Annotated in this window: 22 protein-coding genes; 11 read left to right on the top strand and 11 right to left on the bottom strand. The window is 64.3% G+C overall.

Annotated elements, in window-relative coordinates:
• Window positions 1-144 precede the first annotated feature (144 nt).
• The 5 genes from V7787_RS17650 to ptsP all read left to right on the top strand — a co-directional run bounded on the left by V7787_RS17650 (window position 145) and on the right by ptsP (window position 3,752).
• A complete protein-coding gene (locus V7787_RS17650; protein ID WP_336088814.1) occupies window positions 145-516 on the top strand; it encodes a hypothetical protein in 372 nt (123 codons plus the stop codon).
• A 79-nt stretch (window positions 517-595) separates the two neighbouring features.
• The gene (locus tag V7787_RS17645; RefSeq protein WP_336088813.1) at window positions 596-889 is read left to right on the top strand and encodes a hypothetical protein; all 294 of its coding nucleotides are present in this window, start codon (window positions 596-598) and stop codon (window positions 887-889) included.
• A 317-nt stretch (window positions 890-1,206) separates the two neighbouring features.
• Entirely contained in the window at window positions 1,207-1,599 is a 393-nt protein-coding gene (locus V7787_RS17640) for a PTS sugar transporter subunit IIA (protein WP_336088812.1), read from the top strand.
• A 160-nt stretch (window positions 1,600-1,759) separates the two neighbouring features.
• Window positions 1,760-2,029, top strand: a complete 270-nt coding sequence (locus V7787_RS17635; protein WP_336088811.1) for an HPr family phosphocarrier protein — start codon at window positions 1,760-1,762, stop codon at window positions 2,027-2,029.
• 13 nt (window positions 2,030-2,042) lie between these two features.
• Window positions 2,043-3,752, top strand: a complete 1,710-nt coding sequence (gene ptsP, locus V7787_RS17630; RefSeq protein ID WP_336088810.1) for a phosphoenolpyruvate--protein phosphotransferase — start codon at window positions 2,043-2,045, stop codon at window positions 3,750-3,752.
• A gap of 151 nt (window positions 3,753-3,903) precedes the next feature.
• On the opposite strand, the gene V7787_RS17625 is transcribed toward ptsP, so the two are convergent.
• Window positions 3,904-5,064: a serine hydrolase domain-containing protein gene (locus V7787_RS17625; protein ID WP_336088809.1), complete on the bottom strand. Its 1,161-nt coding sequence runs from the start codon at window positions 5,062-5,064 to the stop codon at window positions 3,904-3,906.
• Window positions 5,065-5,301: 237 nt separating this feature from the next.
• Between V7787_RS17625 and mgtE the strand changes: the two genes are divergently transcribed.
• From mgtE to V7787_RS17610, 3 genes are all read left to right on the top strand, one after another.
• Entirely contained in the window at window positions 5,302-6,663 is a 1,362-nt protein-coding gene (mgtE, locus tag V7787_RS17620; RefSeq protein WP_336088808.1) for a magnesium transporter, read from the top strand.
• A 462-nt stretch (window positions 6,664-7,125) separates the two neighbouring features.
• Window positions 7,126-7,818, top strand: coding sequence for a hypothetical protein (locus V7787_RS17615; protein WP_336088807.1), 693 nt, complete (start codon window positions 7,126-7,128; stop codon window positions 7,816-7,818).
• Window positions 7,819-7,917: 99 nt separating this feature from the next.
• The gene (locus V7787_RS17610; RefSeq protein ID WP_336088806.1) at window positions 7,918-8,760 is read left to right on the top strand and encodes a prolyl oligopeptidase family serine peptidase; all 843 of its coding nucleotides are present in this window, start codon (window positions 7,918-7,920) and stop codon (window positions 8,758-8,760) included.
• Between the two features lie 172 nt (window positions 8,761-8,932).
• Here V7787_RS17610 and V7787_RS17605 read toward each other — a convergent pair whose 3' ends face one another.
• From V7787_RS17605 to V7787_RS17590, 4 genes are all read right to left on the bottom strand, one after another.
• Complete coding sequence (locus V7787_RS17605; protein ID WP_055903378.1) at window positions 8,933-9,145, bottom strand: alkylphosphonate utilization protein; 213 nt, start codon at window positions 9,143-9,145, stop codon at window positions 8,933-8,935.
• Between the two features lie 72 nt (window positions 9,146-9,217).
• The gene (locus V7787_RS17600; RefSeq protein ID WP_336088805.1) at window positions 9,218-10,153 is read right to left on the bottom strand and encodes an aspartate carbamoyltransferase catalytic subunit; all 936 of its coding nucleotides are present in this window, start codon (window positions 10,151-10,153) and stop codon (window positions 9,218-9,220) included.
• Window positions 10,154-10,166: 13 nt separating this feature from the next.
• Complete coding sequence (ruvX, locus tag V7787_RS17595) at window positions 10,167-10,655, bottom strand: Holliday junction resolvase RuvX (protein ID WP_336088804.1); 489 nt, start codon at window positions 10,653-10,655, stop codon at window positions 10,167-10,169.
• Window positions 10,652-11,218: a YqgE/AlgH family protein gene (locus V7787_RS17590; RefSeq protein ID WP_336088803.1), complete on the bottom strand. Its 567-nt coding sequence runs from the start codon at window positions 11,216-11,218 to the stop codon at window positions 10,652-10,654. Before V7787_RS17590 ends, ruvX begins: the two co-directional genes overlap by 4 nt.
• Before the next feature lie 196 nt (window positions 11,219-11,414).
• Here V7787_RS17590 and V7787_RS17585 point away from each other — a divergent pair, with 196 nt between their 5' ends.
• Window positions 11,415-12,116 carry a DNA-3-methyladenine glycosylase I gene (locus V7787_RS17585; protein ID WP_336088802.1) on the top strand — a complete coding sequence of 234 codons (702 nt, stop codon included), beginning with the start codon at window positions 11,415-11,417 and terminating at the stop codon, window positions 12,114-12,116.
• Between the two features lie 242 nt (window positions 12,117-12,358).
• Window positions 12,359-14,140: a DUF4153 domain-containing protein gene (locus tag V7787_RS17580; RefSeq protein WP_336088801.1), complete on the top strand. Its 1,782-nt coding sequence runs from the start codon at window positions 12,359-12,361 to the stop codon at window positions 14,138-14,140.
• Between the two features lie 213 nt (window positions 14,141-14,353).
• Here the strand turns inward: V7787_RS17580 and V7787_RS17575 are convergent, their stop codons facing one another.
• Genes V7787_RS17575 through V7787_RS17560 form a run of 4 tightly spaced genes read right to left on the bottom strand, consistent with a single transcriptional unit; the run spans window position 14,354 to window position 17,758 of the window.
• On the bottom strand, window positions 14,354-15,394 hold the full coding sequence (locus V7787_RS17575) for a Rieske 2Fe-2S domain-containing protein (protein ID WP_336088800.1): 1,041 nt from the start codon (window positions 15,392-15,394) through the stop codon (window positions 14,354-14,356).
• A gap of 3 nt (window positions 15,395-15,397) precedes the next feature.
• A complete protein-coding gene (locus V7787_RS17570) occupies window positions 15,398-15,658 on the bottom strand; it encodes a hypothetical protein (protein ID WP_336088799.1) in 261 nt (86 codons plus the stop codon).
• Window positions 15,659-15,683: 25 nt separating this feature from the next.
• Window positions 15,684-16,796 carry a hypothetical protein gene (locus tag V7787_RS17565; RefSeq protein WP_336088798.1) on the bottom strand — a complete coding sequence of 371 codons (1,113 nt, stop codon included), beginning with the start codon at window positions 16,794-16,796 and terminating at the stop codon, window positions 15,684-15,686.
• Entirely contained in the window at window positions 16,793-17,758 is a 966-nt protein-coding gene (locus V7787_RS17560; protein ID WP_336088797.1) for an ATP-grasp domain-containing protein, read from the bottom strand. Before V7787_RS17560 ends, V7787_RS17565 begins: the two co-directional genes overlap by 4 nt.
• Before the next feature lie 558 nt (window positions 17,759-18,316).
• On the opposite strand from V7787_RS17560, the gene V7787_RS17555 reads away from it, so the two are divergent.
• Window positions 18,317-18,559, top strand: a complete 243-nt coding sequence (locus tag V7787_RS17555) for an XAC0095 family protein (protein WP_336088796.1) — start codon at window positions 18,317-18,319, stop codon at window positions 18,557-18,559.
• A 641-nt stretch (window positions 18,560-19,200) separates the two neighbouring features.
• Here the strand turns inward: V7787_RS17555 and V7787_RS17550 are convergent.
• Both V7787_RS17550 and V7787_RS17545 read right to left on the bottom strand, forming a co-directional pair.
• Window positions 19,201-23,706, bottom strand: a complete 4,506-nt coding sequence (locus tag V7787_RS17550) for an RHS repeat-associated core domain-containing protein (RefSeq protein ID WP_336088795.1) — start codon at window positions 23,704-23,706, stop codon at window positions 19,201-19,203.
• A 131-nt stretch (window positions 23,707-23,837) separates the two neighbouring features.
• A complete protein-coding gene (locus V7787_RS17545) occupies window positions 23,838-24,959 on the bottom strand; it encodes a PilT/PilU family type 4a pilus ATPase (protein ID WP_336088841.1) in 1,122 nt (373 codons plus the stop codon).
• Window positions 24,960-25,084 lie beyond the last annotated feature (125 nt).

Here is a 25,084-nt window from a genome sequence, read left to right as displayed (position 1 = left end):
TCGGCGGTGACTCCCCCGCCGCGGAACCCACCGCCGCTTACGAAATTTTCCCATCCCCGTGCCGCCGCGCTTGCACCGCGCCCCGTAGGTTCGAATTGCGCCGGATGCACCGACCCGGCGTTCCCGCAACCACGGAGCAGCGACATGAACCTCATGATCCGCGGCCTCGGTCGAAACCTCAGTTCGGCCCTGCTAGTCGCGTTGGCCGCCACCGCCGCGCCATCGGCGTTCGCTCAGAACGGTTCTCCGCCCGGCACGGTATCGCCGAATCCGGCCATGCAACGCACCGAACCGCCGGTCAACGACGCACGCACGCCGCCACCGCCGGGCGAAGCGGTCGGCCCGGCCAAGTTCAGCGAACTCGACGCCAACGGCGATCAGAAGATCAGCCGCGACGAAGCCGCGATGGACGCGCGCCTGGCCGCCAATTTCTCCGTCCACGATCTCGACGGCGATGGCGCGATCTCGCTGTCGGAATATCAGGCCGGCCAGAACAAGCGCGTCGGCGACAAATGACCCGCGGCCGGTCCGCACAGCCACGACCGGACCCGCGCCTTCTTCTCCCCACCGCTGAGTCGATCAGCAAAGGATCAAGATGAACATCCAGCGTCCCCGCCCGCGCACTCTCGCCCTGGCACTGAGCGCCCTGCTCGCCGCCGGCCTGCTGAGCGCTTGCAACAAACCGCCGACCGAGACTCCGGCGCCCGACCCGGCGGCCACCGCGCCGGCCGATACCACCGCGCCGAGCGACACCGTTCCGCCCCCGGCGGACATGCCGCCGCCGGCCGAGACGCCGCCCACCGACGCGCCGCCGGCCAATCCGCAACCCACCGACAGCGCGCCGCCGCCGCCGGACAAGGACCAGACTGAAACGCCGCCCAAGCAGTAACGGCGCCGCCCCGCTCCGGCCGAACAGGCTTGGGCGAGGCGATCGGGTCCACCGCAACGGGCCGCCCACGGGCGGCCCGTTCGATTGGCCGGCCGACCATCGGTTCGGACGAACCCAGCGCCGGCGCGTTTCGATACCGGCCCGACACGCGCGCCACCACGCGCCGCAGTTTCGCGCCCGCCCTGGCGCACCACCGCCGACGCGGCACGCTGCGCTGCGGCATCGATCCGCCGCCGGGCGCGGCCCCACCGCGATAAATCGCCGCGCGACCGCCCGGACGCTTTCGGCCCGTCACCGTGCTCTGTTAAGTTGGTCGCATGTCCGTCGGCGTCCTACTCATCACCCACTCCGGAATCGGCAGCGCGCTGGTCGCTGTCGCCGGCCGTCTGCTCAATCCGCTGCCGCTGCGCACCGAAGCCCTGGAAGTCCCGTTCGACGCGGACCTGGAGCAGATGCTGCCGGTCGCCAGCGCGGCGCTGCGCCGCGTCGACGACGGCGACGGCGTGCTGGTGCTGACCGATCTGTACGGCGCCTCGCCGAGCAATCTGGCCGCGCGCGTGGCCCAGTTGGGCACGCCGGTGCGGCGGGTGTCGGCGTTGAGCCTGCCGATGCTGATGCGGGTGATGAACTACGCCGAGCTCGGCCTGGACCAACTGCCCGCGGTCGCCGCCGCCGGCGCCCGCAACGGCGTGATCCTCGATGAGGCTTAGCGCGGCGATGCGTGAGCGCGGCCACGTTTGCCGCATCCATTTTCAGCAAGCCCCTTGAACGCATGACGCGAACCGCAATAAAGCACTACCGCCACAACCGAACCAAGCGCCACGGCCGTATCGAACACGATGCGCTCGACCAATGCCTGAGGACCCCGACATGATCGAACGCGACCTGACCGTTTCCAACCGACTGGGCCTGCACGCCCGCGCCACCGCCAAGCTGGTGCAGGTGCTGTCGGCCTTCCGCAGCAACGCCACCCTCACCGCCAAGGGCCGCGAGGTCAACGCCAAGAGCATCATGGGCGTGATGCTGCTCGCCGCCGGCCAAGGCACCCACGTCAAACTGCGCGTGGACGGCGAAGACGAAGCCAACGCGGCCGAAGCCGTGGTCGCGCTGTTCGACCGCCGTTTCGACGAAGACAGCTGAGCCGGAGGCGCGGATGCGGCAAGAATTCCAAGGTCACGGCGCCTCACGAGGCAGCGCGCTGGGCCGCGCCCGGGTCAGGCTGCCGCACGCGCTGGAAGTGGCCGAGGAACGCATCGGCGATGCGCAGGTCGAAGGCGAACTGGCGCGCCTGCACGCAGCCATCGACACCGTGCGCAATGAAATGCACACCCTGCGCGAGCGCCTGCACGGCGCGCTCGCGCACGAGGTCGGCGAGTTCCTCGACCTGCACACCCTGCTGCTGGACGACCCGGAACTGCTGCAAGGCCTGGACGAACTGATCCGCACCGGCCACTACGCCGCCGACTACGCCCTGCGCCTGCAGCGCGACCGCATCGCCTCGGTGTTCGAGGCGATGGACGACGCGTACTTCCGCAGCCGCGTGGACGATATCGATCAGGTGATCGGGCGCATCCACGCGGCCTTGCACCGGCGCGATCACGACACCCAGGGGGTGGCCGGCGAGATTCTGGTCACCGACAACGTCGCCCCGGCCGAACTGGCGCAGTTGCAGGCGCAAGGGGTGATGGCGATCGTCACCGCCGCCGGCAGCACCCTGTCGCACAGCGCGATCCTGGCGCGCAGCCTGCACTTGCCGCTGATCGTCGGCGCCGCGCAGGCGCTGCTGAAGGTCAACGACGGCGACGCGCTGGTGGTCGACGGCCTCACCGGCACGGTGATCCTGGAACCCAACGCCGACGACCTGCGCGCGCACCGCGCACGGGTGCGCGAATCAGCGCGCGAGCGCAAGCAACTGCACCGCCTGCGCCGCGAACCCACCCGCACCCTCGACGGCGTCGACATCAAGCTCTACGCCAACGCCGAATCGCGCGACGACGTGGCCGAGGCGCACGCGCTCGGCGCCGCGGGCGTGGGCCTGTACCGCACCGAATTCCTGTTCCTGCAGCGCAACGAGCTGCCCGACGAAGACGAGCAGTTCCGCGTCTACCGCGACGTCGTGCTCGGCATGACCGGCCGCACCGTCACCATCCGCACCCTGGATCTGGGCGCGGACAAGGCCGACAAGACCGGTCTGGCGCTGCGCGATGAACCCAACCCGGCGCTGGGCGTGCGCGGCGTGCGCCTGTCGATGGCGCGCGAGGGCCTGCTGGAAACCCAGTTGCGCGCGATCCTGCGCGCCTCCGGCTACGGCCCGGTGCGGGTGCTGGTGCCGATGATCAGCTCGACCGAAGAAGTGCGCAGCGTGCGCAAGCTGCTGACCCGGGTCGCCGCGGACCTGCGCAAGCAGGGCCACGAGATCGCCGAGAACGTACCGCTGGGCGCGATGATCGAAGTGCCCGCCGCGGCGATCGCCCTGCCCGGTTTCATCGGCCTGATCGATTTTCTGTCCATCGGCACCAACGACCTGGTCCAGTACCTGCTCGCCGCCGACCGCAACAACGAAGCGCTCAGCGAGCTGTACCACCCGCTGCATCCGGCGGTGCTGCGGGTGATCCGCGACGTGATCCGGCTGGGCAAGGCACGCGGCAAACCGGTGGCGGTGTGCGGCGAAATGGCCGGCGACGCCAGTTTCGCGCCGCTGCTGCTGGCGCTGGGGCTGGAAGAATTCAGCCTGCACCCGGCGACCTTGCTGGAACTGCGCCGGGCGATCCGCGGCTTGAACCTGGACGCCCTGCGCAAGCGCGCGCCGGCGCTGTTGCGGGCCAAGGATCGCGCGGGCATCGAGGCCTGGCTCAAAGCCTGACCGCGCGCGAGGCGGACATCCATCCGTCTCGCGGCCAGCGCCGCCAATAACCCCGCACGCTGGCAATAAACCGCGCAACCTCCCCACCGTCATTCCGGCGAAAGCCGGAACCCATTTTGATCTTGATCTTGATCCCACTCCCCCAGCACCACTAAACCGGACACTGCGGAGCCCACACCGGCTGCATCGGCTTCCCCGGCCAAGCCGGCGGCCCGCGCAACTCTCCCAACACCTCGCGCGTCGCCACGCCCAAACTCGCGCCATGATCGCCGCCCCAACTGTTGGCGTAGGCGAACAAGCCGATGGCGTCGACTGGATCGAACGCCATGAACGAGGCATGCCCCGGCACCAAGCCGTCCTTGTAAAAGTAGCCGTTGCCCAGTTGCCAACCCAGGCCGGTCGCCAACTGCTCGCCTTGCAACTGATGCGTCAGCGCGATCGCCTCGCCCAGCGGCCCCGCCGGCGGCGCGATCTGCGCCTGCAAAAACCGCACCATGTCCGCCAGCGTCGAGGACAACGCGCCCGCGCCAAGCGCGGCCGAATCCAGTACCAACACCGGCGAGGCGACCTTCGGATACGCCTGCCCCGCGACGCCGTTGCCGAACCCCTGCGCCACCCGGTCGATCACCGGCATGTAATCGACCTGAGTGCAGTTCATGCCCAGCGGCGCGGTGATGTACTGGCGGGCGATCTGCGGCCATGCCTGGTAGCTGACGTCCCAATCCGCGCCGGCGAGGATGTCGCCATCGGCGCGATAGGCGTGCGACAACAGCGCGCCGAGCAAGGCGAAGCCCTGATCGCTGTAGTGATACAGCTGCCCGGGCGGATACGGCGGCGCGAACGTGCGCAAGAACTTCGTGGTCATCTCGAAGGTGTAATCGCCGAATTTCTGTTCCCCGCACGGGCCATCGGGAAAGCCGGCGCTGTGGCTGGCCAGATGCCGCAGCAGGATCGGCTGGTCCTGATAGCTGCCGATGCCGATGCCCTTGGGCAACAACTGCGCGGCCGGGGTGTACAGCCCGACCGGAATCACCGCCGGCGACTCGGCGCTGTGGGTCAAGGCCAGCAAGGTCGCGGTGACCACCTTGGTGTTGGAGCCGATCCACACCACGATCTCCTCCGGCGCCGGCTTGGCGCCGGTCGGCTCGGCCAGCATCACTTCGCCGAACTGGAAGTACTGCACCTGCGTGCCCTGCGTGAGGCCGACCAGAATCCCGGGGGCCTTGCCCGGCGCCGCGCAATCCAGCGGCGCGACCAAGGGTTGAAAGTGCCGCTCGACGATCGTTGCGATCTGCGTCGGATCCAATGCCACTGTGTGCGCTCCTTTGCGAGCCCTTCCCGGGCGGTCGGGCGAGCTTATCGACGGCCGCCGCGCTTTTGATTCACTGACGTTCACCGCCCGCGCGCGGCGCCGGGCCGTCCGCGCCCCGCCTGCTCGCGCCCCATCGATTTCACTGGGTTTTGCCGCCATCGCGGGCGATAATGCGACGGTATCGTCAGACCCACGCCGGCTTCGTGGCCGCGCCCGTCCCCCGCCAGGAAGTACCGCATGGCCGAAGCCGTCCGCCACGACAAGACCGCACGTCAATTGCGCCTGCTTTCCGATGCGCTGGACAGCGGTCGTCTGGGGCCGGTGCGGCGCTTGGTCAACACCCTGTCGCCGGCCGAGATCGGCAACCTGCTCGAATCGCTGCCCCCGGGCAAGCGCGTGGTGGTGTGGGGGCTGGTCGATCCGGAAGACGACGGCGAAGTGCTGGTCCACGTCGGCGAAGAAGTGCGCGAAAGCCTGCTCGCGGACATGGACACCGACGAAATCGTCGCCGCGGTCGAAGACCTCGACATCGACGACTTGGCCGATCTGGTCGAAGACCTGCCCGACACCGTCATCGACGAAGTGCTCAAGTCGATGGACCGCGAGAACCGCGAGCGGCTCGAGCAAGTGCTGTCCTACCCGGAAGACACCGCCGGCCGCCTGATGAATCCCGACGTGGTGACGGTGCGCGCCGACACCACCATCGACGTGGTCCTGCGTTACCTGCGCCTGCGCGGCGAATTGCCCGAGCACACCGACCACCTGTACGTGGTCAGCCGCCGCCACCAATACCTGGGCCGCATCGCCCTGGCTGCGCTGCTGACCCACGAGCCCGGCACCGCGATCAACAAACTGATCGACGACGAACAACCCGCCATCGACGTCGGCGAAACCGCCGGCGAAGTCGCGCGCCAATTCTCCGACCACGACTGGATCAGCGCCCCGGTCGTCGACGACAACAACATCCTGCTTGGCCGCATCACCATCGACGACGTGGTCGACATCATCCGCGAAGAAGCCGAACACCAGGCCTTCAGCGCAGCCGGCCTGGACGAAGACGAAGACTTGTTCAGCCCGGTGCGGCGCGCGTTCCGGCGCCGGCTGATCTGGCTCAGCGTCAACCTGTGCACGGCGTTCCTGGCCGCCAGCGTGGTCGGCCAATTCGAAGGCAGCATCGCCAAACTGGTGGCGTTGGCCGCGCTGATGCCGATCGTCGCCGGCATGGGCGGCAACGCCGGCACCCAGGTGCTGGCGCTGATGATCCGCGGCCTGGCCCTGGGCCAGATCGGCGCCTCCAACGTCGGCGTGCTGCTGCGCAAGGAGCTGTCGGTGGCCTTGATCAACGGCCTGGTGCTCGGCATCGGGCTGGGTTTGATCGTGCTGCTGTGGTTCCGCCAGCCGGGCTTGTCGTTGGTGATCGGCACCGCGTTGACTATCAATCTGCTCACGGCCGCTGCTGGCGGCGTGCTGGTGCCGATCACGCTCAAGCGTTTGGGTTTCGACCCGGCGCTGGCGGGCGGCGTGATTTTGACTACGCTGACCGATGTGATGGGGTTCTTGAGCTTCCTTGGGTTGGCTACGGTGATTTTGTTGAGTTGATCGGGCGCTACGAGCCGATGAACGTGCCACCACGGTTGTTGAGCGGGCTGCGCGTCATCGCATACCGACGCTGAGATAACAACAACATCCACCCCGATCGAATTTTCCAGAACGTCATTCCCGCGAACGCGGGCTCCGCTTTACTTCGGCGGAGCCGAACATCCAGTGCCTTTCGTGCGAGAACGCTTGAAGTCGCTGGATTCCCGCGTTCGCGGGAATGACGGCCTGGAAGGATGGCGCTGAAGTCTCTGGATCCCCGCCTTCGCGGGGATGACGTTCTGGAGGGATGACGCTGAAGGTTTTGTATGCTCGGGTCCGCCGAAGCAAAGCGGGGCCGACATTCGCGGGAATGAGGGCATGAGCTTGCGCGGTGAACCCACCGCATCGACGAACCGCAAGCAACCGCTCAGCCACCGACGAACGGCCTCGGCTCCGCTTGCAACACGCCGCTAAGATCGCGCCATGTTGCAGGAAGCAGACATCGAGTACGCAGTGGATCTGCAGGCGCGAAGCTACGCGCTGTTGAAGTGGATGGCCCAGGCCATCGAGCGCGGCTTCATCGGTTTCCAGGCCGCGCACGCTTACGCCACCGATCGACAAGCCGCGGCGGAATGGATTCAACGCTACTACGCCGAATTGCCGCCGTCGGCGCGCCCGCCGCTGGAGCAGTTGCAGGCGTTTTGCCGCTTGTTCGCAAGCCGGATCGGCGACAGCCAACGCCTGGTGGCCGACCCCGGGCAACGGCTGTACTCGCCGGACGCGCATTGTTTTTGCGAGATATGCAGCTGGTACATCAACAACCCCTCGCTGCGCGCAACCCGGCTGCGCCCGGTGGACAGGCATCGCGCCGACAAGACCATGCGCTACTGGCTCGACGAAATCGCGCTGGATTGCGACCGTCTGCTGGAGCAGCACGAAGTCGATGCGCTGATGCGCGACGCCGCATTCCGCGAAGCCTTGGCGCTGTACACCTACACCGAACTGCTGCTGCGCCGCCTGCGCGGCGGCCAAACCGAAACCGGGGTGCCGTTGGCGCTGTGGCGTCGCTTCGCCTGGACCGGACAAGGCGCGCCCAAGCGCAAGTTCCGCCTCAGCGCCGAAGCGGTTCTGGCCGCGCAGAGCCTGCTGCGGCAGCGTCTTGCCGAATCGGTCTGATCGCGCGTCCGGATTCGCGGGCACGCTCTCGCGCCTCGCGCACTTGAATCCGGCGCCGCCATCGGCCAATGATGCCGGCAGCCCGTTCCGGAGACGCTCATGCCCGGTCGTCCGCTCCACGCCCTGTTCGCCACCTTGCTGCTCGCCTCGATCGCCACGCTTTCCGCCTGCGCCGGCACGCCTACCGCTTCCGCTCCGTCCTCCGCCGCCATGACCGACTCACGCCAACACGGCCGTTTCCTCGAACGCGAACTCACCGCCGCCGACGGCGCGCGCCACCGTTATCAGGTGTTCGTGCCCGCACGCAGCGCCGGCGGCGAGCATCCGCCGGTGGTGCTGTTCCTGCACGGCTCGGGCGAACGCGGCGACGACAATCGGCGACAACTCGCGGTCGGCCTGGCTCCGCATATCCGCACCATCCCCGATCAATTTCCCGCCATCGCCGTCTTCCCGCAGTCGCCCGCCGACGCGTCGTGGACCGGCGACACCGCGCGCATGGCCCTGGCCGCGCTGGATGCGGCCACGCGCGAGTTCGCCGGCGACCCTAAACGGATCGCGCTGACCGGCCTGTCGCGCGGCGGCTACGGCGTCTACGAACTGGCGTTGATGCAGCCCGGACGCTTCGCCGCGCTGGTGCCGGTGTGCGGCGGCATCACCGCGCCGGCCGCCATCGGCGATCTGTACGTGCGCGATGTGAAGCCCGGCGGGGATGCGTTCGACGATGCGGCTGCGCGGTTGAAGCACACGCCGGTCTGGATCTTCCACGGCGACCGCGACGATGCGGTGCCGGTGACGCAGTCGCGCGATATGGCTGCCGCGCTCAAGCGTGCGGGTGCGCGCGATGCGCGTTACACCGAGTTCGCTGGGGTCGGCCACGACTCTTGGGATCGGGCCTATGCGACGCCGGAGCTGTGGAGTTGGGTGTTCGCGCAGCGGCTTTGAGGGCTGCGGAGCTAAAAGCAAATCCCCCTTAATCCCCCTTTTTCAAAGGGGGAGACGCTGGCGTGGTGGTTGGTTTGCTGCGCCCGAAACGATGATCGCCCAGCCCGCGAGCAACCCACCCGAAGCTCTCCCCCTTTGAAAAAGGGGGATTAAGGGGGATTTGCTCTTGCCCTCAAGCTTTCTTCAAAAACTCCGTGCGCAACACCAACCCCTTCACCTTCTCGACATTGCACTCGATCAACTCTTCGTCGTCGGTCAAGCGAATGTTCTTGCACAAGGTGCCGCGCTTGAGCGTCACCGAAGTGCCCTTGACCTTGAGGTCCTTGATCACCAACACCGAGTCGCCATCGGCGAGCGCAGTGCCGTTGCTGTCTTTCACGATCATGTCGAATTCCAAATAAAGCGATGAAAACAGCCGCGCCCAACAGCGCAGCCGATAAAGGATCGGGCCGCCGCCTCAACCCTTGAGCAAGGTCTCCAGCACCGCCATGCGCACGGCCACGCCGTTGGCGACCTGAGTCAGGATCAACGACTGCGGACCGTCGGCGACCTCATCGGTGATCTCCACGCCGCGGTTCATCGGACCGGGATGCATCACCACCGCGTCGCTCGCCGCGCGCTTGAGCCGCGCCACGGTCAAACCGTAATCGCGGTGGTAATCGTCGAGCGAAGCCACCAGACCTTCTTCCATGCGCTCGCGCTGCAGACGCAGCATCATCACCGCGTCCACGCCGTCCAGCGCCGCGTCGAAATCCTGGGTGACGACGCAACCGTCCAGCGTGCCGTCATCGGGCAACAACGAGGCCGGGCCGCAGACCCGGATCTCGCCCGCGCCGAGCGCGCGCAAAGCCTGCAAGTCCGAACGCGCCACCCGCGAATGCTTGACGTCGCCGATCATCGCCACGCGCAAGCCGGAGAAATCCACGCCCTTGGCCTGACGCAAGGTCAGCATGTCGAGCAGCCCCTGCGTGGGATGCGCGCTGCGCCCGTCGCCGGCGTTGACCAGACAGGTGCCGGCGCGCGCCTGCGCGGCCAGCGCGGCGACCGCGCCGTCTTCGCGATGGCGGATCACGAAACCGCGCACGCCCATCGCTTCGATGTTCTTGAGCGTGTCCAGCGCGGTCTCGCCCTTGCTGGTCGAGGACGTGGACGCGTCGAAGTTGAGCACGTGCGCGCCCAGTTGCTGCGCGGCCAGCTGAAAGCTCAGGCGCGTGCGCGTGGACGGTTCGAAGAACAAGGTGCACACCGCGGTGCCGGCCAGCGCGCGGGCGTCGTAATGGCCCTCGGCGAAGGCCTGGGCGCGGATCAGCAGGGCTTCGAGCGATTCGCGCGAAGCCTCGCGCAGGCTCAGCAGGTGGCGCGAACCGCCGGCGGCGGAAACGTGGGTCGTCATGATGTGCGGCGCTTCAAGGATGCGAAATGTGATCGATGTCGGTGGCATCGTCGGGCGCGGCGAGCCAGCGCTCGACGATCACCGCCGCGGCCACCGCGTCCAGCGCCTCGGCGTCGCGGCGGCGCTTGCGCCCTTCCGCGCGGTCGGCGGCGAAACGGTGTGCGGCTTCGATCGAGCTGGAACGCTCATCGACCAACACCACCGGCAATTTGTAGCGCGCGCGCAGCTGCCGCGCGAAGGCGTGGGCGCGCAAGCGCGCAGGCTGGTCGCCGCCTTCCAAAGTCATCGGGTCGCCGACGATCAAACCGTCCGGGCGCCATTCCTTATACACACGGTCGATCGCGCCCCAATCCGGGCCGGCGCCGTGCACGTCGATCACCGCCAGCGCGCGCGCGCCATGGCCGAACGCGCTGCCCACGGCCACGCCGATCCGGCGCGCACCGACATCGAATCCGAGGACGGTGCCGTCGCGTCGGATCGAATCGGAAGCGCCAGTGCTCATGCGTGTCCGGCGTAATCGGCCAGGTGGGCGAAATCCACGCCGATGCGGCCGGCCGCGGCATGCCAGCGCACGTCCAGCGGCAGCTCGAACAGCAACTCGGCGTCGGCCGGCGCGGTCAACCAATCGTTTTCGGTGATCTCGTGTTCCAACTGCCCCGAACCCCAACCCGCGCAACCCAGCGCGACGATGGCGTTGTCCGGGCCTTCGCCCTTGGCCATGGCCTCCAGGATGTCGCGCGAGGTGGTCAGGTACAGCGCCGAGCCGATCACCAGGGTCGAATCCCAGCGGGTGCCGCCGTCGTGCAGCACGAAGCCGCGCTCGGGATGAACCGGGCCGCCGGCGAGCACGATCTGGGCGCGCAGCGCATCGTCGCCGCCGTCCACGCCCATCTGGCCGAAGACCTCGCCTAGGGTGTATTCCGACGGCCGGTTGACCACGATCCCCATCGCGCCGTCGTCGTCGTGCTGACAGATCAGCGCGACGCTGCGCGAAAAATTGGTGTCGGCCAGCGAAGGCAGCGCGATCAGAACCTGACTGGCGAGGGGCGTGGGCGTCACTTGCATGGCGCCATTCTAGCGTGCCGGGCGCGGCTGCGGGTCGCGAAAACGGGCGGACCGCCGCAGGTTCAGGCCGGGCTGGGGCGCCCGGACCGGGCGGTGGCCGGGGTGGCGGTACGCCGAATCGGGTCGGTTCCGGCCAACTTCACCGCCGTCTTGTGGCCACAAATTGGGACCGGCGCAGGCAAAAGGGCTCAGCGCCTTGATCGCCTCGGGCCTGAGAGCCGCATCGGGGACGAGGAGACTGCGCTGGCTTCCCGCCCCCGCGCCGCCGACAATCCGATCCGACCGTCTATCTCATGAGGACCGTATGTCCGGTTACTGCGACATCGCCCCGGGCCATCCCGTTCACGGCCGCTATCACGACACCGAGTATGGGTTTCCGCAGCGCGACGAAGCGGATCTGTTCGAGCGGCTGATCCTGGAAATCAATCAGGCCGGTTTGAGCTGGGAAACCATCCTGCGCAAGCGCGAGGGCTTTCGCCGTGCCTACGGCGGGTTCGATGTCGACACCGTCGCGGGTTACGGCGAGGCCGATCGTCTGCGTTTGCTTGAAGACGCAGGGATCATCCGCAATCGGCTCAAGGTCGATGCGGCTATCCATAACGCTCAGGTGATTCAGCAGTTGCGCGTCAGCCACGGCGGGTTTGCGCAATGGCTGGATGCGCATGTGTTGCTGGACGGGAAGCCGCGGGTTAAAGCCGATTGGATCAAGTTGTTCAAGCGCACCTTCCGTTTTACTGGTGGCGAGATCACCAACGAGTTCTTGATGAGCTTGAGCTATTTGCCGGGTGCGCATCGCGAGACCTGTCCGGCGTACAAGCGGATCGAGAAGCTCAAGCCGTATTGGCAGCGGACCGCTGCGAGCGCCGCGAAAAAGCCCACGAAGCCCGCAGCCAAATAGCGCAACTGAGCCCCTCTCCCGCTTGCGGGAGAGGGGTTGGGGTGAGGGCACGTCAGATCGCGTAACTTTCTGGGCGAAAGCATTCGCGCCTAAGACGCTCCCCCCCTCACCCCAACCCTCTCCCGCAAGCGGGAGAGGGAGCAGATCTGCCTGCTCCCAAGATACGTGGGTATCCTTCCGCACCAGCGCCGCTGCATCGCAACCGCGCCTCGATCCACTACAGGCCCAGGCCAAGGAACCGCATGAGCCCCACCCCGCAACCCGCACCCGCCTCGCTCTCCCACGCGACCCGCTCCTTCATCGTCCTGGTCGCCCTGCTGCAAGGCCTGCTGCTGTACCTGATCCGCATCGCCGCCCCCGACGGCTCGGGCCTGGAAGTGTGCTCATACGTAATCGCCTTGTCGGTGCCGACAGTGATGCTGCTGTCGGTGCAACGCCTGAACGACGCCCGCTTCTGGACCGGCACCCTCGGCGTCGGCGCGATCTACCTGCTGCTGGCGCTATGGGCCGGCTGGAGCGCCACCGGCGCGCCGCACATCAAGCAGAGCGCGGTGCTGTGGCCGTTCGGCGCCAGCCTGGCCATCGCCCTGTTCGTCGCCCTGCCCTACCTGCAATGCCGACTCGACAGCGGCCGCTGGCGCGCCCCCTACACCGCGCTGTTCGAACACGGCTGGCAGAACGCGCTCACCCTGATCCTGACCGCCGTCTTCGTCGGCATCTGCTGGGCGGTGCTCGGCCTGTGCGCGGTGCTGTTCAAGCTGATCGGCATCGGCTTCTTCGCCGACCTGTTCGGCACCCGCAGCTTCATCCACCTGGCCACCGGGATCATGATCGGCCTGGGCGTGCTGGTCGGCCGCACCCAACAGAAACCGGTGCAAGTGGCGCGGCAAATCCTGTTCGCGATCTTCAAGGGCCTGCTGCCGCTGGTCGCGCTGATCGCGCTGCTGTTCGTGGTCAGCCTGCCGTTCACCGGCCTGGACGCGCTGTGGAGCACGCGCTCGGCGACCTTGATCCTGATGAGCCTGATCGCGGTGACGGTGCTGTTCGTCAACGCCGTCTATCAAGACGGCGACGACGCACCTCCGTACCCGAGCTGGCTGCGCCGCGTGGTCGACGCCGCCTTGCTGAGCCTGCCGATCTACGCCGGCCTGGGCCTGTACGCACTGAGCCTGCGCATCGGCCAATACGGCTGGACCACCGAACGCTTCTGGGCGGTGCTGGCCTCGCTGGCGCTGTCCGCTTACGCCGTCGGTTACGCCGTCGCCGCATTGCGCCCGCGCGCCGGCTGGCTGCACGACCTCAAGCGCGTCAACGTCGGCGTATCGCTCGGGATTCTGCTGCTGGCGGTGCTGGCGAACTCGTGGCTGCTCGACCCGCACCGCCTCAGCGTCAACGACCAACTCGCGCGGCTGCGCGACGGCCGCACCGAAACCGGCCGCTTCGACCTGACCCACCTGCGTTTCGACACCGGCCGACGCGGATACCAGGCGCTGGTGGCGATGAAGGCCGACCCGAAACTCGACGCCCAGCGGCGCGCGCACATCGAGCGGGTACTGAAGATGGAAAACTCCTGGGAATACCGCCAGGAAGACAAACGCGACCAGCAAGCGCGCACCGCCGCCGAAGCGCTGAAGCGGATCAAGCCCGCGACCGGCGTCGCCGCACCCGACTCAGCGTGGCTGCAAGGCGTGCTCGACCGCAAACTGGAAACGCCCGAGTGCCTCAACGCCGATTCGGACTGCGTGCTGATGACGCCGGACCTGGACAACGACGGCCAAGCCGACTACCTGCTGTGCAACGCCGAACGCTGGGGTTCGGGCTGCTACGTCTACACCCGCGAACAAGGCGTGTGGACCAAGATCGGCCGCGCCAACACCTATCCGACCACGACTTCCGAAGACCTCGCAAAGGCGATGCGCGCCAACCAAGTCCGCGCAATGCCGCGTCGCTGGGCCGATTTCCAACTGGGTGAAGACGGACGGACGATATCGATCGAAGTGGACCAGAAAGACCGCGCCAACTGATCGTCGCCACCGCCCCGCACACCCCCACCCCGTCATTCCGGCGAAAGCCGGAACCCATTTTGACTTGGCCTTTTCCCGCCAACGCAGACCGACCACACAAGCGGCGACGCGAAAACCCACCTACCGTCATTCCGGCGAAAGCCGGAATCCATTTTGATCTTGCCCTTCCCATCCCGCGCAGCGCTGCTTTTCAGCACTCCTGATCCGCACACCTCACAACAACAACTCAACCTCTCGCGCCCGCACCTCCGCGGGCGCGGCCCCGGTCTCCCAGAACGCCTCGACCCAGGGCCGAACCAAATCGAGCTGAGTCGACGCCCCACGCACACCCGGAAACCGTCGAAGATTGTCGGCCTGCAACCCCAACATCCGCGCATCCTGATCGTTGACGCGCTTAAGAAACGGCCACACCACCGCCCGCACCAACCACGCCGGCGCCCATCGATTCTCAACGTGCAGGGTGGCGAACACCGCCGTGCATTCGGCCGACTGCGGCGTGAAATGCAGACTGATACGCACCACCCCGCCGTTGGCATAGCGGTACTCGATCTGAGCGCTGCCGGGCGCGTCGAAGATCGCGCGTTCGCTTTCCCGGGGGGATTCGAACAAGCGGTAAAGCAGCCCGGACTGTTGCGGTTGGCCTCGATACAAGACGTTGAAACCGGCTTCGGTTGACTCAAAACACGCCGTCACCGCATCGCGCACACCGCCACGCCGCACCAGCCCCGGATGAATCCAATGCGTATGCATCGGATCGAGAAAATTCTCGACCGCATCGACCACGTGCGCGCGCCATTCGGTCTGCCACAGAAAGCGCCGCGACCCAGCCGGATTGCGTAGCACCATCACCGGCAAATCGCCTTCGTCGACGCCATCCAGGCGCAGCCAGATCAAACCATCGTGCTCGCGCACCGCCGCAGCGCGAACGCGAACCTTCGGCAACACGCATTCGGGCGGCATACCCGGGATTGCGCACAACCGACCTTGCGGATCGAAGCGCCAGCCGTGATAAGGGCAAGCGATACCCTCGCCTGTAGCCAAGCCCGCCGACAGCGGCGCATGACGATGCGGGCAACGGTCTTCCAATGCGAACGCATAGCCGGCCTTAGTGCGAGCGAGCACGATCGGACGATCCAGCACCGTCACGCCTACCGGCGCGGCGCGCAACCGTGCCGAACACAGCACCGCGAACCAGCGCGAAGCATGGGATGGATGCCATCCATTGGAAGCGCGAATGTGGACGGCTTCATTCATCGGCTAGTCCTCCAACCCGTGCTCCGTCTTCCAGGCCTGAGCCATCGACTCGGGTCCGCGCTGCTTCCATTCCCAGGCTTGCTCAATCGTCAAACGGCGAATCCCACTGCCATGCGGATCGGTCGTTCGCGGATAGCTGCCGTCGATAAGCGAGACGCCCCAGACAAAACCCGCGTCGTCGATACCAAAGCAGAGGCACGGATGGCAGAAGGCATCCTCATAAACATCGCCTGGGGAAATACTCGCGGTCGTTGGATCTTCCATGTCGCCCCTCCGGTGCCGCCTTCTTTCACAAACCATACTTGCGCATGATCGGAACACCGACCCCGCGCGTGATCGCCGACAACGCCCCCAGCGCACGCTGGGTAGCTCGCGGCAAATGCTTAGCATAAACCGCACTGTACTCGATGCTCGGAACCCCGCCGCGCAAGCGCTTGAATTCGGCCGCGCCCGCGCTGAAGTTGATCGCCTGGCCCTCGGCGATAGCACGCTCGAAGGTGGTTGCGGTCAGCAATCGATACAGCCCCATGCGCTGCGGCTGATCGGTGTCGTAACCGACGATGGGCGTGGTCAGCGTACCACCGAAGCCGAACACCCCGGCCACACACAGCAGTTTCCCCGCCTCATCGCGAAATCCATCGAAGCGCAGCAGCCCCGCGCGATGCCACTCGCGCAGAAAACGCTCGGTATAGCGCGGATTGCAACCCGAGTACTTATCCATGTACAGGCGCCCGTACAGCCAAGCGATGCGCGCGTAATCGTCCGGGCCGATGTCGCCATCGCGAACACGCCGCGGCTGCTTGCCCGACAGCTTGAGATCCGTACGCAGGTTATGCCGTTGCCGCGCCGACTCGGCAACATCGCCGAACAAATACACCTGCCGCGAGGGGATCAATGTGAACCCCAGCGCCTCGCACTCGGCCAACCAGTTCGAATGCTGAGAATGATTGAGCGAACGCAGCCAAACCGCATGCGTCGGCCAGCGCTGCAAGGCCCGGTCCAGAAGCCGGGCCACACTGCGCTCGCGCCAACGCGGATACAGATTGGTGGACAGCCACCAGTTATTGATCGCCACGGCGCGGTCGATACCGGCACGGCGTAACAAGCCGTCCAGACCCTTCCCAGTAGCGCGCAACAACGGGGCGACCACCGAAGGCGCATAGCGCACGGCTTCCTCGATGGCGTAATCGCCATACGTGGTGCGCGGCGAACACACCCAGGCATTGCCCGCCGCATCGCCATCGTCGACGCTGACCGGGTATCGGCGCTCGCCGTCGTCGACGACCTCCGCCCGCGTCGCAAGATTGGCCACCAACTCGCGCGAATCCGCGCCCATATGGATACGCGCGAACGCCTCCACGCACTGTGCGAACTCGGCCTCGATGCGCGCGGACGGATTCACAACTCCGGCCACTCCTCGCCGTCCCACTCGATATCCCGCGTAGCCGCCTCGCGCAAGCTGCAACCGCGCCGCAACGCGATACCCGCGAACGCAACCATATCGGCGAGCCCACCCAGCGGCGGCAAGCGATCCCCGGCGGCCGACAACACATCGTCCGCCCGCCGCATATCGCGCCACCACTGCCTCGCCCGCCCCTGCCGCAGCGCCTGCAACCAACCCGCGCTCAACATCACCGGCGCCAACATCTTCGCCCGTCCCGACGCCGGCTCAATACATCGCGACGCCTGCCCCATCAACGCCGCCGGCAACCCATCGCCCGGCGCGAACAAATGCACCCCACTGGTCGCCCGCGGATTGCACTCCAACACCGTCGCCGAACCGTCCTCACCAACGATCCAATCGAACGAAATCTGTCCGGTGAACCCGATCTTGCCCACGAAACGCTCGACGAACTCGCGAATCGCCGGCGTCGGCTGCGGTTCGAAATAGAAACTCGAACTGCGATAGAGCCGATATGCCGGCCTGTACACCGAATGCGCCAGCAAACGTCCGCCGTCGGCGATGCTGTAAGAACACAACTCCGTGCCGACGCAGAAGCGCTGCGCCACCCACGTCTGATCCAGCCCCAACGGCGGCGCATCCGCGGGCATCCCGTTCGGATACAAACGCACATGCACTCCGAACCGGGAGAACTCGGGCTTCAACACCAGCGGCCGGCCGTCCGCCCAAACGCGCGCCTGCTCCAACGAAGTCACCGCCAGACTCTCGGGCACCACCGCCCCGCAATCCCGCGCCAACTCCAGAAACTGCCGCTTGCTGTGCAGCGCCTTGAGCTTGTCGAAATCGTCCGCCAACACCCGCACCGACGCTGGTAGCGCTTGGCGATACCGCGAGAGCGCGAATACCTCCTCACAGGTCGGTACGATCAAATCGATCCGCTCAGTTTTCGCGATCCGCGCCAACGCTGAAACGAAGCCCGACGGCTGCGAACGTGGCGGTGGCAAGCGATGCGCGTGTCCGACCGAACGCGACCACGCGGTCAAGCGGCACGGCACACTGTCGGCGACGTGCACGGACCAGGCCGCGTGATTGAAGTGTCGCGCGAGTTCCAGCGCTGCCGGAGCGCGGGGACCGAGGATTAATACGTTAGCCATGCGTCACCGCAACTGGCTTATCGCCCGCTGCCCAATATTGTCCGCATTTTCCACCGTGTAAGTGCCTCATGGCGGCTATTAAATCATTTACTGCGAATGCCGTTGACACGCCGTAGTTCGCGGAGCAGTCTTACTGCCGGAGCCTAAGAACTCCTTCACACAGCGGCACCACCTCCGAAAACTTGGTGGTTTTTTTGCGCCCGTAGTTTGGGCGCAAGTTCGGCGCTTCTCAGCGTCGGGAGGGCGGCTAATACAACACCCGCAAGGGGAATACGCCCGCCGTCTGTGTGCGGTTCTTAGCCTCCCGACATCCCGCCTGCGACATCGCGCAGCGCGGGCCATGCATCCATGGAAAGGAGAGCCGCTATGCCCCGCAAAACCCCGACCGCCCCGCGCGCGAGCACCATCGAACTACCCATCGACGCCTACCTGGAACTACAGGCGTTCCACAATGAGTTAGTGGGCATCGCTCACACCATCGATCCCGTCGATCCCGCCAGCGCCCCACCCGTCCGCAAGTCCGAACAATCACGCCGCCGCGCCTTGGCTCGCGTGTTCCGTTTATGGGCAGGACAGATCGAGCGCACGCTGGCATCGGTTCCACAGTAGTTGCGCCTTGCGGCCGTCGCCACGTTCGCGACGGCCGCAGTCCGAAATCTCGGCAATGCGACTGCACGTTCCGCTGTCGCCGTACAGACTCGTAACCAGACCGTATCCCACTAACAAAATCGAGCAAAAACGAGTGCGCCACAAGACTTTCCGACGTCGCAAAGACTCGCAATACTTGATCGAACTACCGTCTACATTGCCCAGACCTCAGATCCAAAAAGAAAGCTGGCTCCTAAATCTCTCGGATTAGAGCTTCCGGGCACACTGATCGCGCCATCGAAAGTAAACATCGGTCGGAAACATCTTGTTCAGCTTCGGCAAGTCATCCAAAGGAACGAGACCGTTACACCCCCGATACGTCGTCTCCACAAGCACCTGAGCTATCGAGCCATCCGATTTTTTCAGTGTCAGGCGCTCCCCCTCCCTCTGCCATACCCCTCCGACCTCTTGCTTAGGGCAGATGTCGCAGTTATCAGATGCCCTGTAGGTTCCATCTTTGAATAATTCGAACGAACTGGTGACTCCGCGCCCCTTCACCCAGATCTCACCGGACTCACTCTTTTTATTCGAACACGACGAAATGAGAAATATCAACGCCAACACAAAGACACGAGACATATAGGAATTCACAGCAGGCGCCCTCAGTTCTTTCCGTATGTTCCCGCAGCAATTGAAGGAATATTTCTTGCCGTATCACGAATGGCCCTCAAGATCACCCGCCTGCACTTTTCGTCGCATTGATCAAGCTGCCTAAGCTTCGCTGCCAGGCAGCGTAGTTGGGCCGCATGAGCCGAGAATTCGCTAGACATCCTTTGAGCCAAGTCATCATCACCAAGATATCGCACATTCCAATAGTTCGGCTCCCAAAAATTCTCAGTGCAAATAGATTTTGAGACTCCTCGAGCGGTATCAATATGCGACTGCTCATGAACGACGACACAGTCCCTTATCGGACCGGGGCACTCTCCATAAGCCCAACCAATATTACTGTCGTCGTAGATAGGAACGAGCCTTCCTCTGTTGCACGCCACCCAGCCGAGAACATCTTCTCCAGTCACATATCCTTCGCCCAAAGTTGGGCTTAGCCCATAAAAATCCCAGACCGAAAGAGGGGCTGAATTAGCGTAGACATAGGTACCGAGCCCACCTTTCAAACCTATAGGATCGCTTTGACTATATCTGCCAACGATCGAATCGTAGTTCCGGAAATAGTTATAGTTGAGACCACTATAGGCATCATAACGCTGCCCCGGAAAGCGCATATCAAATAGGAATGCACTACCATCCTGATCCGGATCCTGGTCAGGCGAAGAGCTGCCAAAGGCCTCACCTTTCAGATCCCAGTTCCATACCGCTACATCACGACGAGGATCAATGACTACTCGCGGTGCAGTTAGCTGATCTACCTCAAGGTAGTAGAGCGCCTGACTGACATCAGCACCGACCAGCAGCCCAACCGGAACTGCATTCATCCAAACGACCTGCTGAATTGCTTTTCCGTCGTTGCCGTACTCGCCCAACCAGCGACCCGACTCGTCATAAACGACATGGCGGTCTGAGCCGGCATTAGACTTTCGAACTTGCTGTCCGCGCCCGTTGTATGCATAGCTCTGCACCGATGTCGCCCCTAGCTTAACTTCGGCACTGCGCCCAGCATCGTTGTAAGTAAAGGCCTTATCTCCGATCTGAAGAGAGTTGCCGCTGGCATCGTAACTACGCGAATTGCTGGATCCGACCTGAGCGAGGCGATGACTATTAGCAGGATAGGTATAGACCTGCGTGCCAGCACTATTCGCGAAGCTCAACCGATTTCCCGTTGCATCGTACGTATAACTATCAATCGCCACTTGTGTCGGCCCATCACGCAGATGGGTCAAACGATTGAGCGCATCGTAGTCGTAAGCCAGCAACGCATTGGTCGCGCTCGCCGGCGTCAGCTTGTTGATATTGCCGACGGCGTCGTATCCGAGCCCAAACGACAGGCCTCCCGCAGCAGGATCGTTCACCGCGGTGGGCCGATAATCCAAGTCCACCGACCTCGACATGGTGCGGCCATTGCCGTACACCCAGCCCGCGACAGCACCAAAGGGGTGATACGTAGTCTGACTCAACAGCGTTTCAGACGCGGCACCCGGAGCGGCGCGCTGAGTGTCAATGCGGGTAATACGGCCCTGCGCATCGCGCTGATAGGTCGCCACCGCGCCATCGGGATAGATGATGCCGCTCAGCTGCCCCGCCAGCGTGTAGGCATAACGCACCACAAACACCTTGCCATTGGTGGCCTGCACCTTGCGCGTGGTACGACCAAAGCGGTCATAGCAGTACTGAGTGCTGCCGCTAGCATCGGTCATCAGCGACAGACGCCCCTTGGCGAAGACTTCGTCGGCGGCACAGACCGTGGGCACGGCATCGTAGGTGTAAGCGACGTTGAGGCTGGTCGTCGGATAGACGATGCCGGTGATGCGGTTGAGCGCGTCATAGCTGTAGGTGCGGGTGATCAGCCGCGCATCGGTTTCAGTCTTGCGATTGCCCGCGCTGTCGTAGGTGAAGGTCGACTCGCCGGTGTCCGGGCTGGTCAGACGCACTTGATCGCCGAAGCCGTTGTAGCCATAACCGGTGTCCAGGTTCTTCGGGTCTTTGACCGTGACCAGACGATCCAACGCGTCGTACTTGAACTCGGTCTTGGCGTTGATGCCGCCGACGTCCTGCAAGGTCTTGGCGAGGCGGTTGAGCGGGTCGTAGTCGCTGTCGGTGATGCGGCCGAGGGCGTCGGTAACGGTGTCGCCGTTGCCGGCGTTGTCGTACGCGTAGCCCGTCGGGTGGCCTTCGGCGGTCTTGGACGTCTTCAACTGACCAATCTGGTTGTAGATGCGCGACAAGGTGCGCTTCAACGCGCCGTTGGCGTCCTTGGTGTCTTCCTTGGTGCGGTTGCCGGCGCCGTCGAGGGTGTAATGGATCTGGTTGCCGGCAGAGTCGAAGATATCGACCAGTCGGCGGGCGGCATCGTATTCGTAGCGGACGAATGCGCCGTCGGGCTGGATCACCTTCTTTACTTGTCCGACCGGGTCGTACTCGTAAGTGGTGATGGCGTCGTCCGTCTCGGTCGCCGCGTTTGTTCCGCGCACCTTGGTCGCGGTCAGCCAGCCGTGCGGGCTGTACTCCAAGTCGGTCACCACACCGTTGATGTCTTTGCTCGACAGCAGTCTGCCGGCGCCGTCGTAACGCAGGTGCTCTCGGACCACCTGGCCCAGGGCGTTGGTGACCTTCCACAAGTCGCCCTTGCGGTGGGTGCAGGTCGAGGGCGAAGACGCGCAGGTAGCGCCTTCGCTGGTGTAGTAGTTGTAAGAGGTGGTATCGGCAATGTCGGTACGGGCGCCATCGATAGAGCGCAACAAAGCCGGCAACGGGCAGATTCCGTTGGCGACGTCAGCCTGCGTGCAATAGCTTGAAGTCGTGGCGCGGGTGGCCAGCGGATCGCCGGCTGGACGCGATGGATCGGTTTGGCTGGACAGGAGCACTTGGCCGCGCTCGTTGTAAGTCCAGTTGTATCGGGCGACAGGATTGCCCGTGGCGTCGGACACTTCGCGCTGAACCGGCTTGCGCAGCGTCGGGTGCCATTGGGTTACGGTGCTGCGAACGAAGCTGCCGCCGGTCATGGTGGCGCAATCGAAGGACGCGCTGGCCCCTTCCACTCTCCTCAGCTCCAGATTGCGGGCCGGATCATAGTTACGGCAGGTCTTGCTGCTGCCGACCACTTCCTCGATCGGATTGAGATTGGTGTCGTAGGCGTAGGTTTTGTTGACCGGGACGCAATCCGTGCAGACCTGCTCGATCTTGTCCAAGACCCTACGCCCAAGCACAAAGCGAAAGTGGTGATGCGAGACAGCCCCATTGGGCTCGGTTACTACAATTTTGGTCCAGTAGTTAGTACCGGAGTCGATGATGTATTTGTTCTGCCCGCCGGCGCGCTCGGTCGTGTAAGGACGCTCATCGCCATAGGTGTACGCCGTGATCAGATTGCCTTGACCGTCCTCCACTCGGGTGAGCAGTGAATTATTGTTTCCAGCGGACTGATAGACGTAACGCTCCTGGTGATCTCCATAGTCCGCGATCTGCAACAAACCCTGGCTGTCGTAGGAATAAGAGACGAAACGCCCCGCGGAATCCTCCACTCGGTCGATCCGCCTATCGGCGCGATAACGGAATGTCAGAAACCGACCTTTATGATTGGTAACGGTCTGAAGTAAGCCGAACTCACCATAGGCATAGGTCAGGCTGGTGCCATCCGAGCGCTCGATGCTCAATAACCGGCCATCCCGGGAGAACCATTCGACTTCGTTATCCTTCAACGAAAGCCGATAACCGGGCTGACCATTCGCGAGAACCACTTCGGAAAGGGCATTGTTGAGCTGATCTTTCTCGGCCACCCACAGGCCCGAGGTCGCGTCTTTCAAGAACATCAACGGATCGCCGTTGGGCATAACGATCTGGATGATTGGAGCGAACATCCCTCCTGAAGCATCGTTGATATTCAACGACTGAGTGTGTTCCGCGTACCAGCCGTTCCCCAGCGCCGAAGGGTAGCCGTAGGTGCTGCGCCGTGCGGATCGATAATGGCGTACGAATCCAAGCCCATCGATGGACTCGAAATCGGATACCGGTAACGTCTTGTCAGTCGACATGACATCGACCGGATTGCCCACGACACAGCTGGGACAGGTCGAAGGCTTGACTACAACATATGACCGCAGGCAGTGCGGATTGCTGTTGTTGAAATCGGTGTAGTGGACGCCGCTGTAGCCATTCGGGCAAACGCGACGACTGAACGCCCAATTCTGATAGTGGTGTCGACCGTTGTGCACGCCCGTTTGGCGGTCGTAAATATCGACCTCACAACCTTCACCGTAGTTCGGCTTATTGAGAAACTTGGCGTTACGGTAATCGGTGATTCCTGGCGCCGCATTTCTAGCGTTCTGCAAAGCCAGACAAGCCGAATCCCCGTCTTTGTGGGGATTGCCAATGCCATCGAAATTCACGAACTCGATGTTCGGCCGAATCCGCTCGAAATTGACCTCGGCGGTTTGCGCGCCGACATTCCCTATTCCACAGATGGCCAAGATCGCGGCAACCCAGATACGTCCAGTCATGACAACTCCATTTTCAACACGCTCAGTTCAACCCTGACATGCATTTTTTGCAGATCTAATCCGCAAACCCTAAAGACGGGAAAGCCGGCGCGAAGCCGGCTCTCTCGATATATTTCGGCGACTCAGCGCGCTCACCGCACCTCAGCCACCTCAACCCCATCCAACCCCTGCGACAAGGTCCGCGCATCGCCACCCTGCGCCAACTTGATCCTCAAGCGCACCTCATTCTGCGAGTCCGCATAACGCAGCGCGTCTTCGTAGCTGATCTCGCCGGCCTGATACAGCTCGAACAAGGCCTGATCGAAGGTCTTCATGCCGAGCTGCACGGAATCCTTCATCAGTTCCTTGAGCTTGTGCACTTCACCATCGCGGATGTAGTCCTGCGCCAGCGGGGTGCCGAGCAGGATTTCCATGGCGACGCGGCGACCCTTGCCGTCCGGCGTCGGGATCAGCTGCTGGGCGACCACGCCCTTGAGGTTGAGCGACAAGTCCATCAGCAACTGGCTGCGACGGTCTTCGGGGAAGAAGTTGATGATGCGGTCCATCGCCTGGTTGGCGTTGTTGGCGTGCAGGGTGCACAGCACCAGGTGGCCGGTTTCGGCGAAGGCGATGGCGTGGTCCATGCCTTCGCGGGTGCGCACTTCGCCGATCATGATCACGTCCGGCGCTTGGCGCAGGGTGTTCTTGAGGGCGTTTTCCCAGCTGTCGGTGTCGATGCCGACTTCGCGCTGGGTGATGATGCAGCCTTCGTGGCGGTGGACGAATTCGATCGGGTCTTCGATGGTGATGATGTGGCCGGTCGAGTTCTGGTTGCGGTAGCCGATCATCGCCGCCAGCGAGGTCGACTTACCCGTACCGGTGGCGCCGACGAAGATGATGATGCCGCGCTTGGTCATCGCCAGGGTCTTGATGACCGGCGGCAGGTTCAGTTCTTCGACGGTCGGGATCTTGGTTTCGATCCGGCGCAGGACCATGCCGACCTGGTTGCGCTGGTAGAAGCAGCTCACGCGGAAGCGGCCGACGCCGGTCACGCCGATGGCGAAGTTGCATTCGTGGGTCTTTTCGAACTCTTCGCGCTGCTGCGGGTTCATCACGTTGAGCACGAGGTCGCGACTCTGCTGCGGAGTCAGCGGGTTCTGCGTGATCGGCGAGATCTTGCCGTGGACCTTCATCGACGGGGGCATGCCCGAGGTGATGAACAAGTCCGAGGCGCGCTGGTGCGCCATCAGCTTGAGGAAGGAGGTGAAGTCGATCGCACCGGAGGCGGTGGTCGGGTTGGTCGGGGCGGGCGTGTTCATGGGGCTACCTCCTCGGGAGGTCTAAAGCGGCGATGTAGTAGCCGGGGGAATGGTGCGCACTGCGTGCTGCGTCGTGCTCG

It is taken from the genome of Pseudomonas sp. CGJS7 (genome assembly GCF_036961695.1).
This window is presented reverse-complemented; position numbering and strand designations above follow the sequence as displayed.

Bases quoted from the DNA above. Each gene is read 5' to 3' on its own strand.
- V7787_RS17555 (WP_336088796.1), top strand. From the start codon at position 18,317: ATGCCCCGCAAAACCCCGACCGCCCCGCGCGCGAGCACCATCGAACTA.
- V7787_RS17650 (WP_336088814.1), top strand. From the start codon at position 145: ATGAACCTCATGATCCGCGGCCTCGGTCGAAACCTCAGTTCGGCCCTG.
- mgtE (WP_336088808.1), top strand. From the start codon at position 5,302: ATGGCCGAAGCCGTCCGCCACGACAAGACCGCACGTCAATTGCGCCTG.
- V7787_RS17600 (WP_336088805.1), bottom strand. From the start codon at position 10,153: ATGACGACCCACGTTTCCGCCGCCGGCGGTTCGCGCCACCTGCTGAGC.
- V7787_RS17580 (WP_336088801.1), top strand. From the start codon at position 12,359: ATGAGCCCCACCCCGCAACCCGCACCCGCCTCGCTCTCCCACGCGACC.
- V7787_RS17605 (WP_055903378.1), bottom strand. From the start codon at position 9,145: ATGATCGTGAAAGACAGCAACGGCACTGCGCTCGCCGATGGCGACTCG.
- ruvX (WP_336088804.1), bottom strand. From the start codon at position 10,655: ATGAGCACTGGCGCTTCCGATTCGATCCGACGCGACGGCACCGTCCTC.
- V7787_RS17635 (WP_336088811.1), top strand. From the start codon at position 1,760: ATGATCGAACGCGACCTGACCGTTTCCAACCGACTGGGCCTGCACGCC.
- V7787_RS17610 (WP_336088806.1), top strand. From the start codon at position 7,918: ATGCCCGGTCGTCCGCTCCACGCCCTGTTCGCCACCTTGCTGCTCGCC.
- ptsP (WP_336088810.1), top strand. From the start codon at position 2,043: ATGCGGCAAGAATTCCAAGGTCACGGCGCCTCACGAGGCAGCGCGCTG.
- V7787_RS17550 (WP_336088795.1), bottom strand. From the start codon at position 23,706: ATGACTGGACGTATCTGGGTTGCCGCGATCTTGGCCATCTGTGGAATA.
- V7787_RS17575 (WP_336088800.1), bottom strand. From the start codon at position 15,394: ATGAATGAAGCCGTCCACATTCGCGCTTCCAATGGATGGCATCCATCC.
- V7787_RS17590 (WP_336088803.1), bottom strand. From the start codon at position 11,218: ATGCAAGTGACGCCCACGCCCCTCGCCAGTCAGGTTCTGATCGCGCTG.
- V7787_RS17570 (WP_336088799.1), bottom strand. From the start codon at position 15,658: ATGGAAGATCCAACGACCGCGAGTATTTCCCCAGGCGATGTTTATGAG.
- V7787_RS17615 (WP_336088807.1), top strand. From the start codon at position 7,126: ATGTTGCAGGAAGCAGACATCGAGTACGCAGTGGATCTGCAGGCGCGA.
- V7787_RS17640 (WP_336088812.1), top strand. From the start codon at position 1,207: ATGTCCGTCGGCGTCCTACTCATCACCCACTCCGGAATCGGCAGCGCG.
- V7787_RS17645 (WP_336088813.1), top strand. From the start codon at position 596: ATGAACATCCAGCGTCCCCGCCCGCGCACTCTCGCCCTGGCACTGAGC.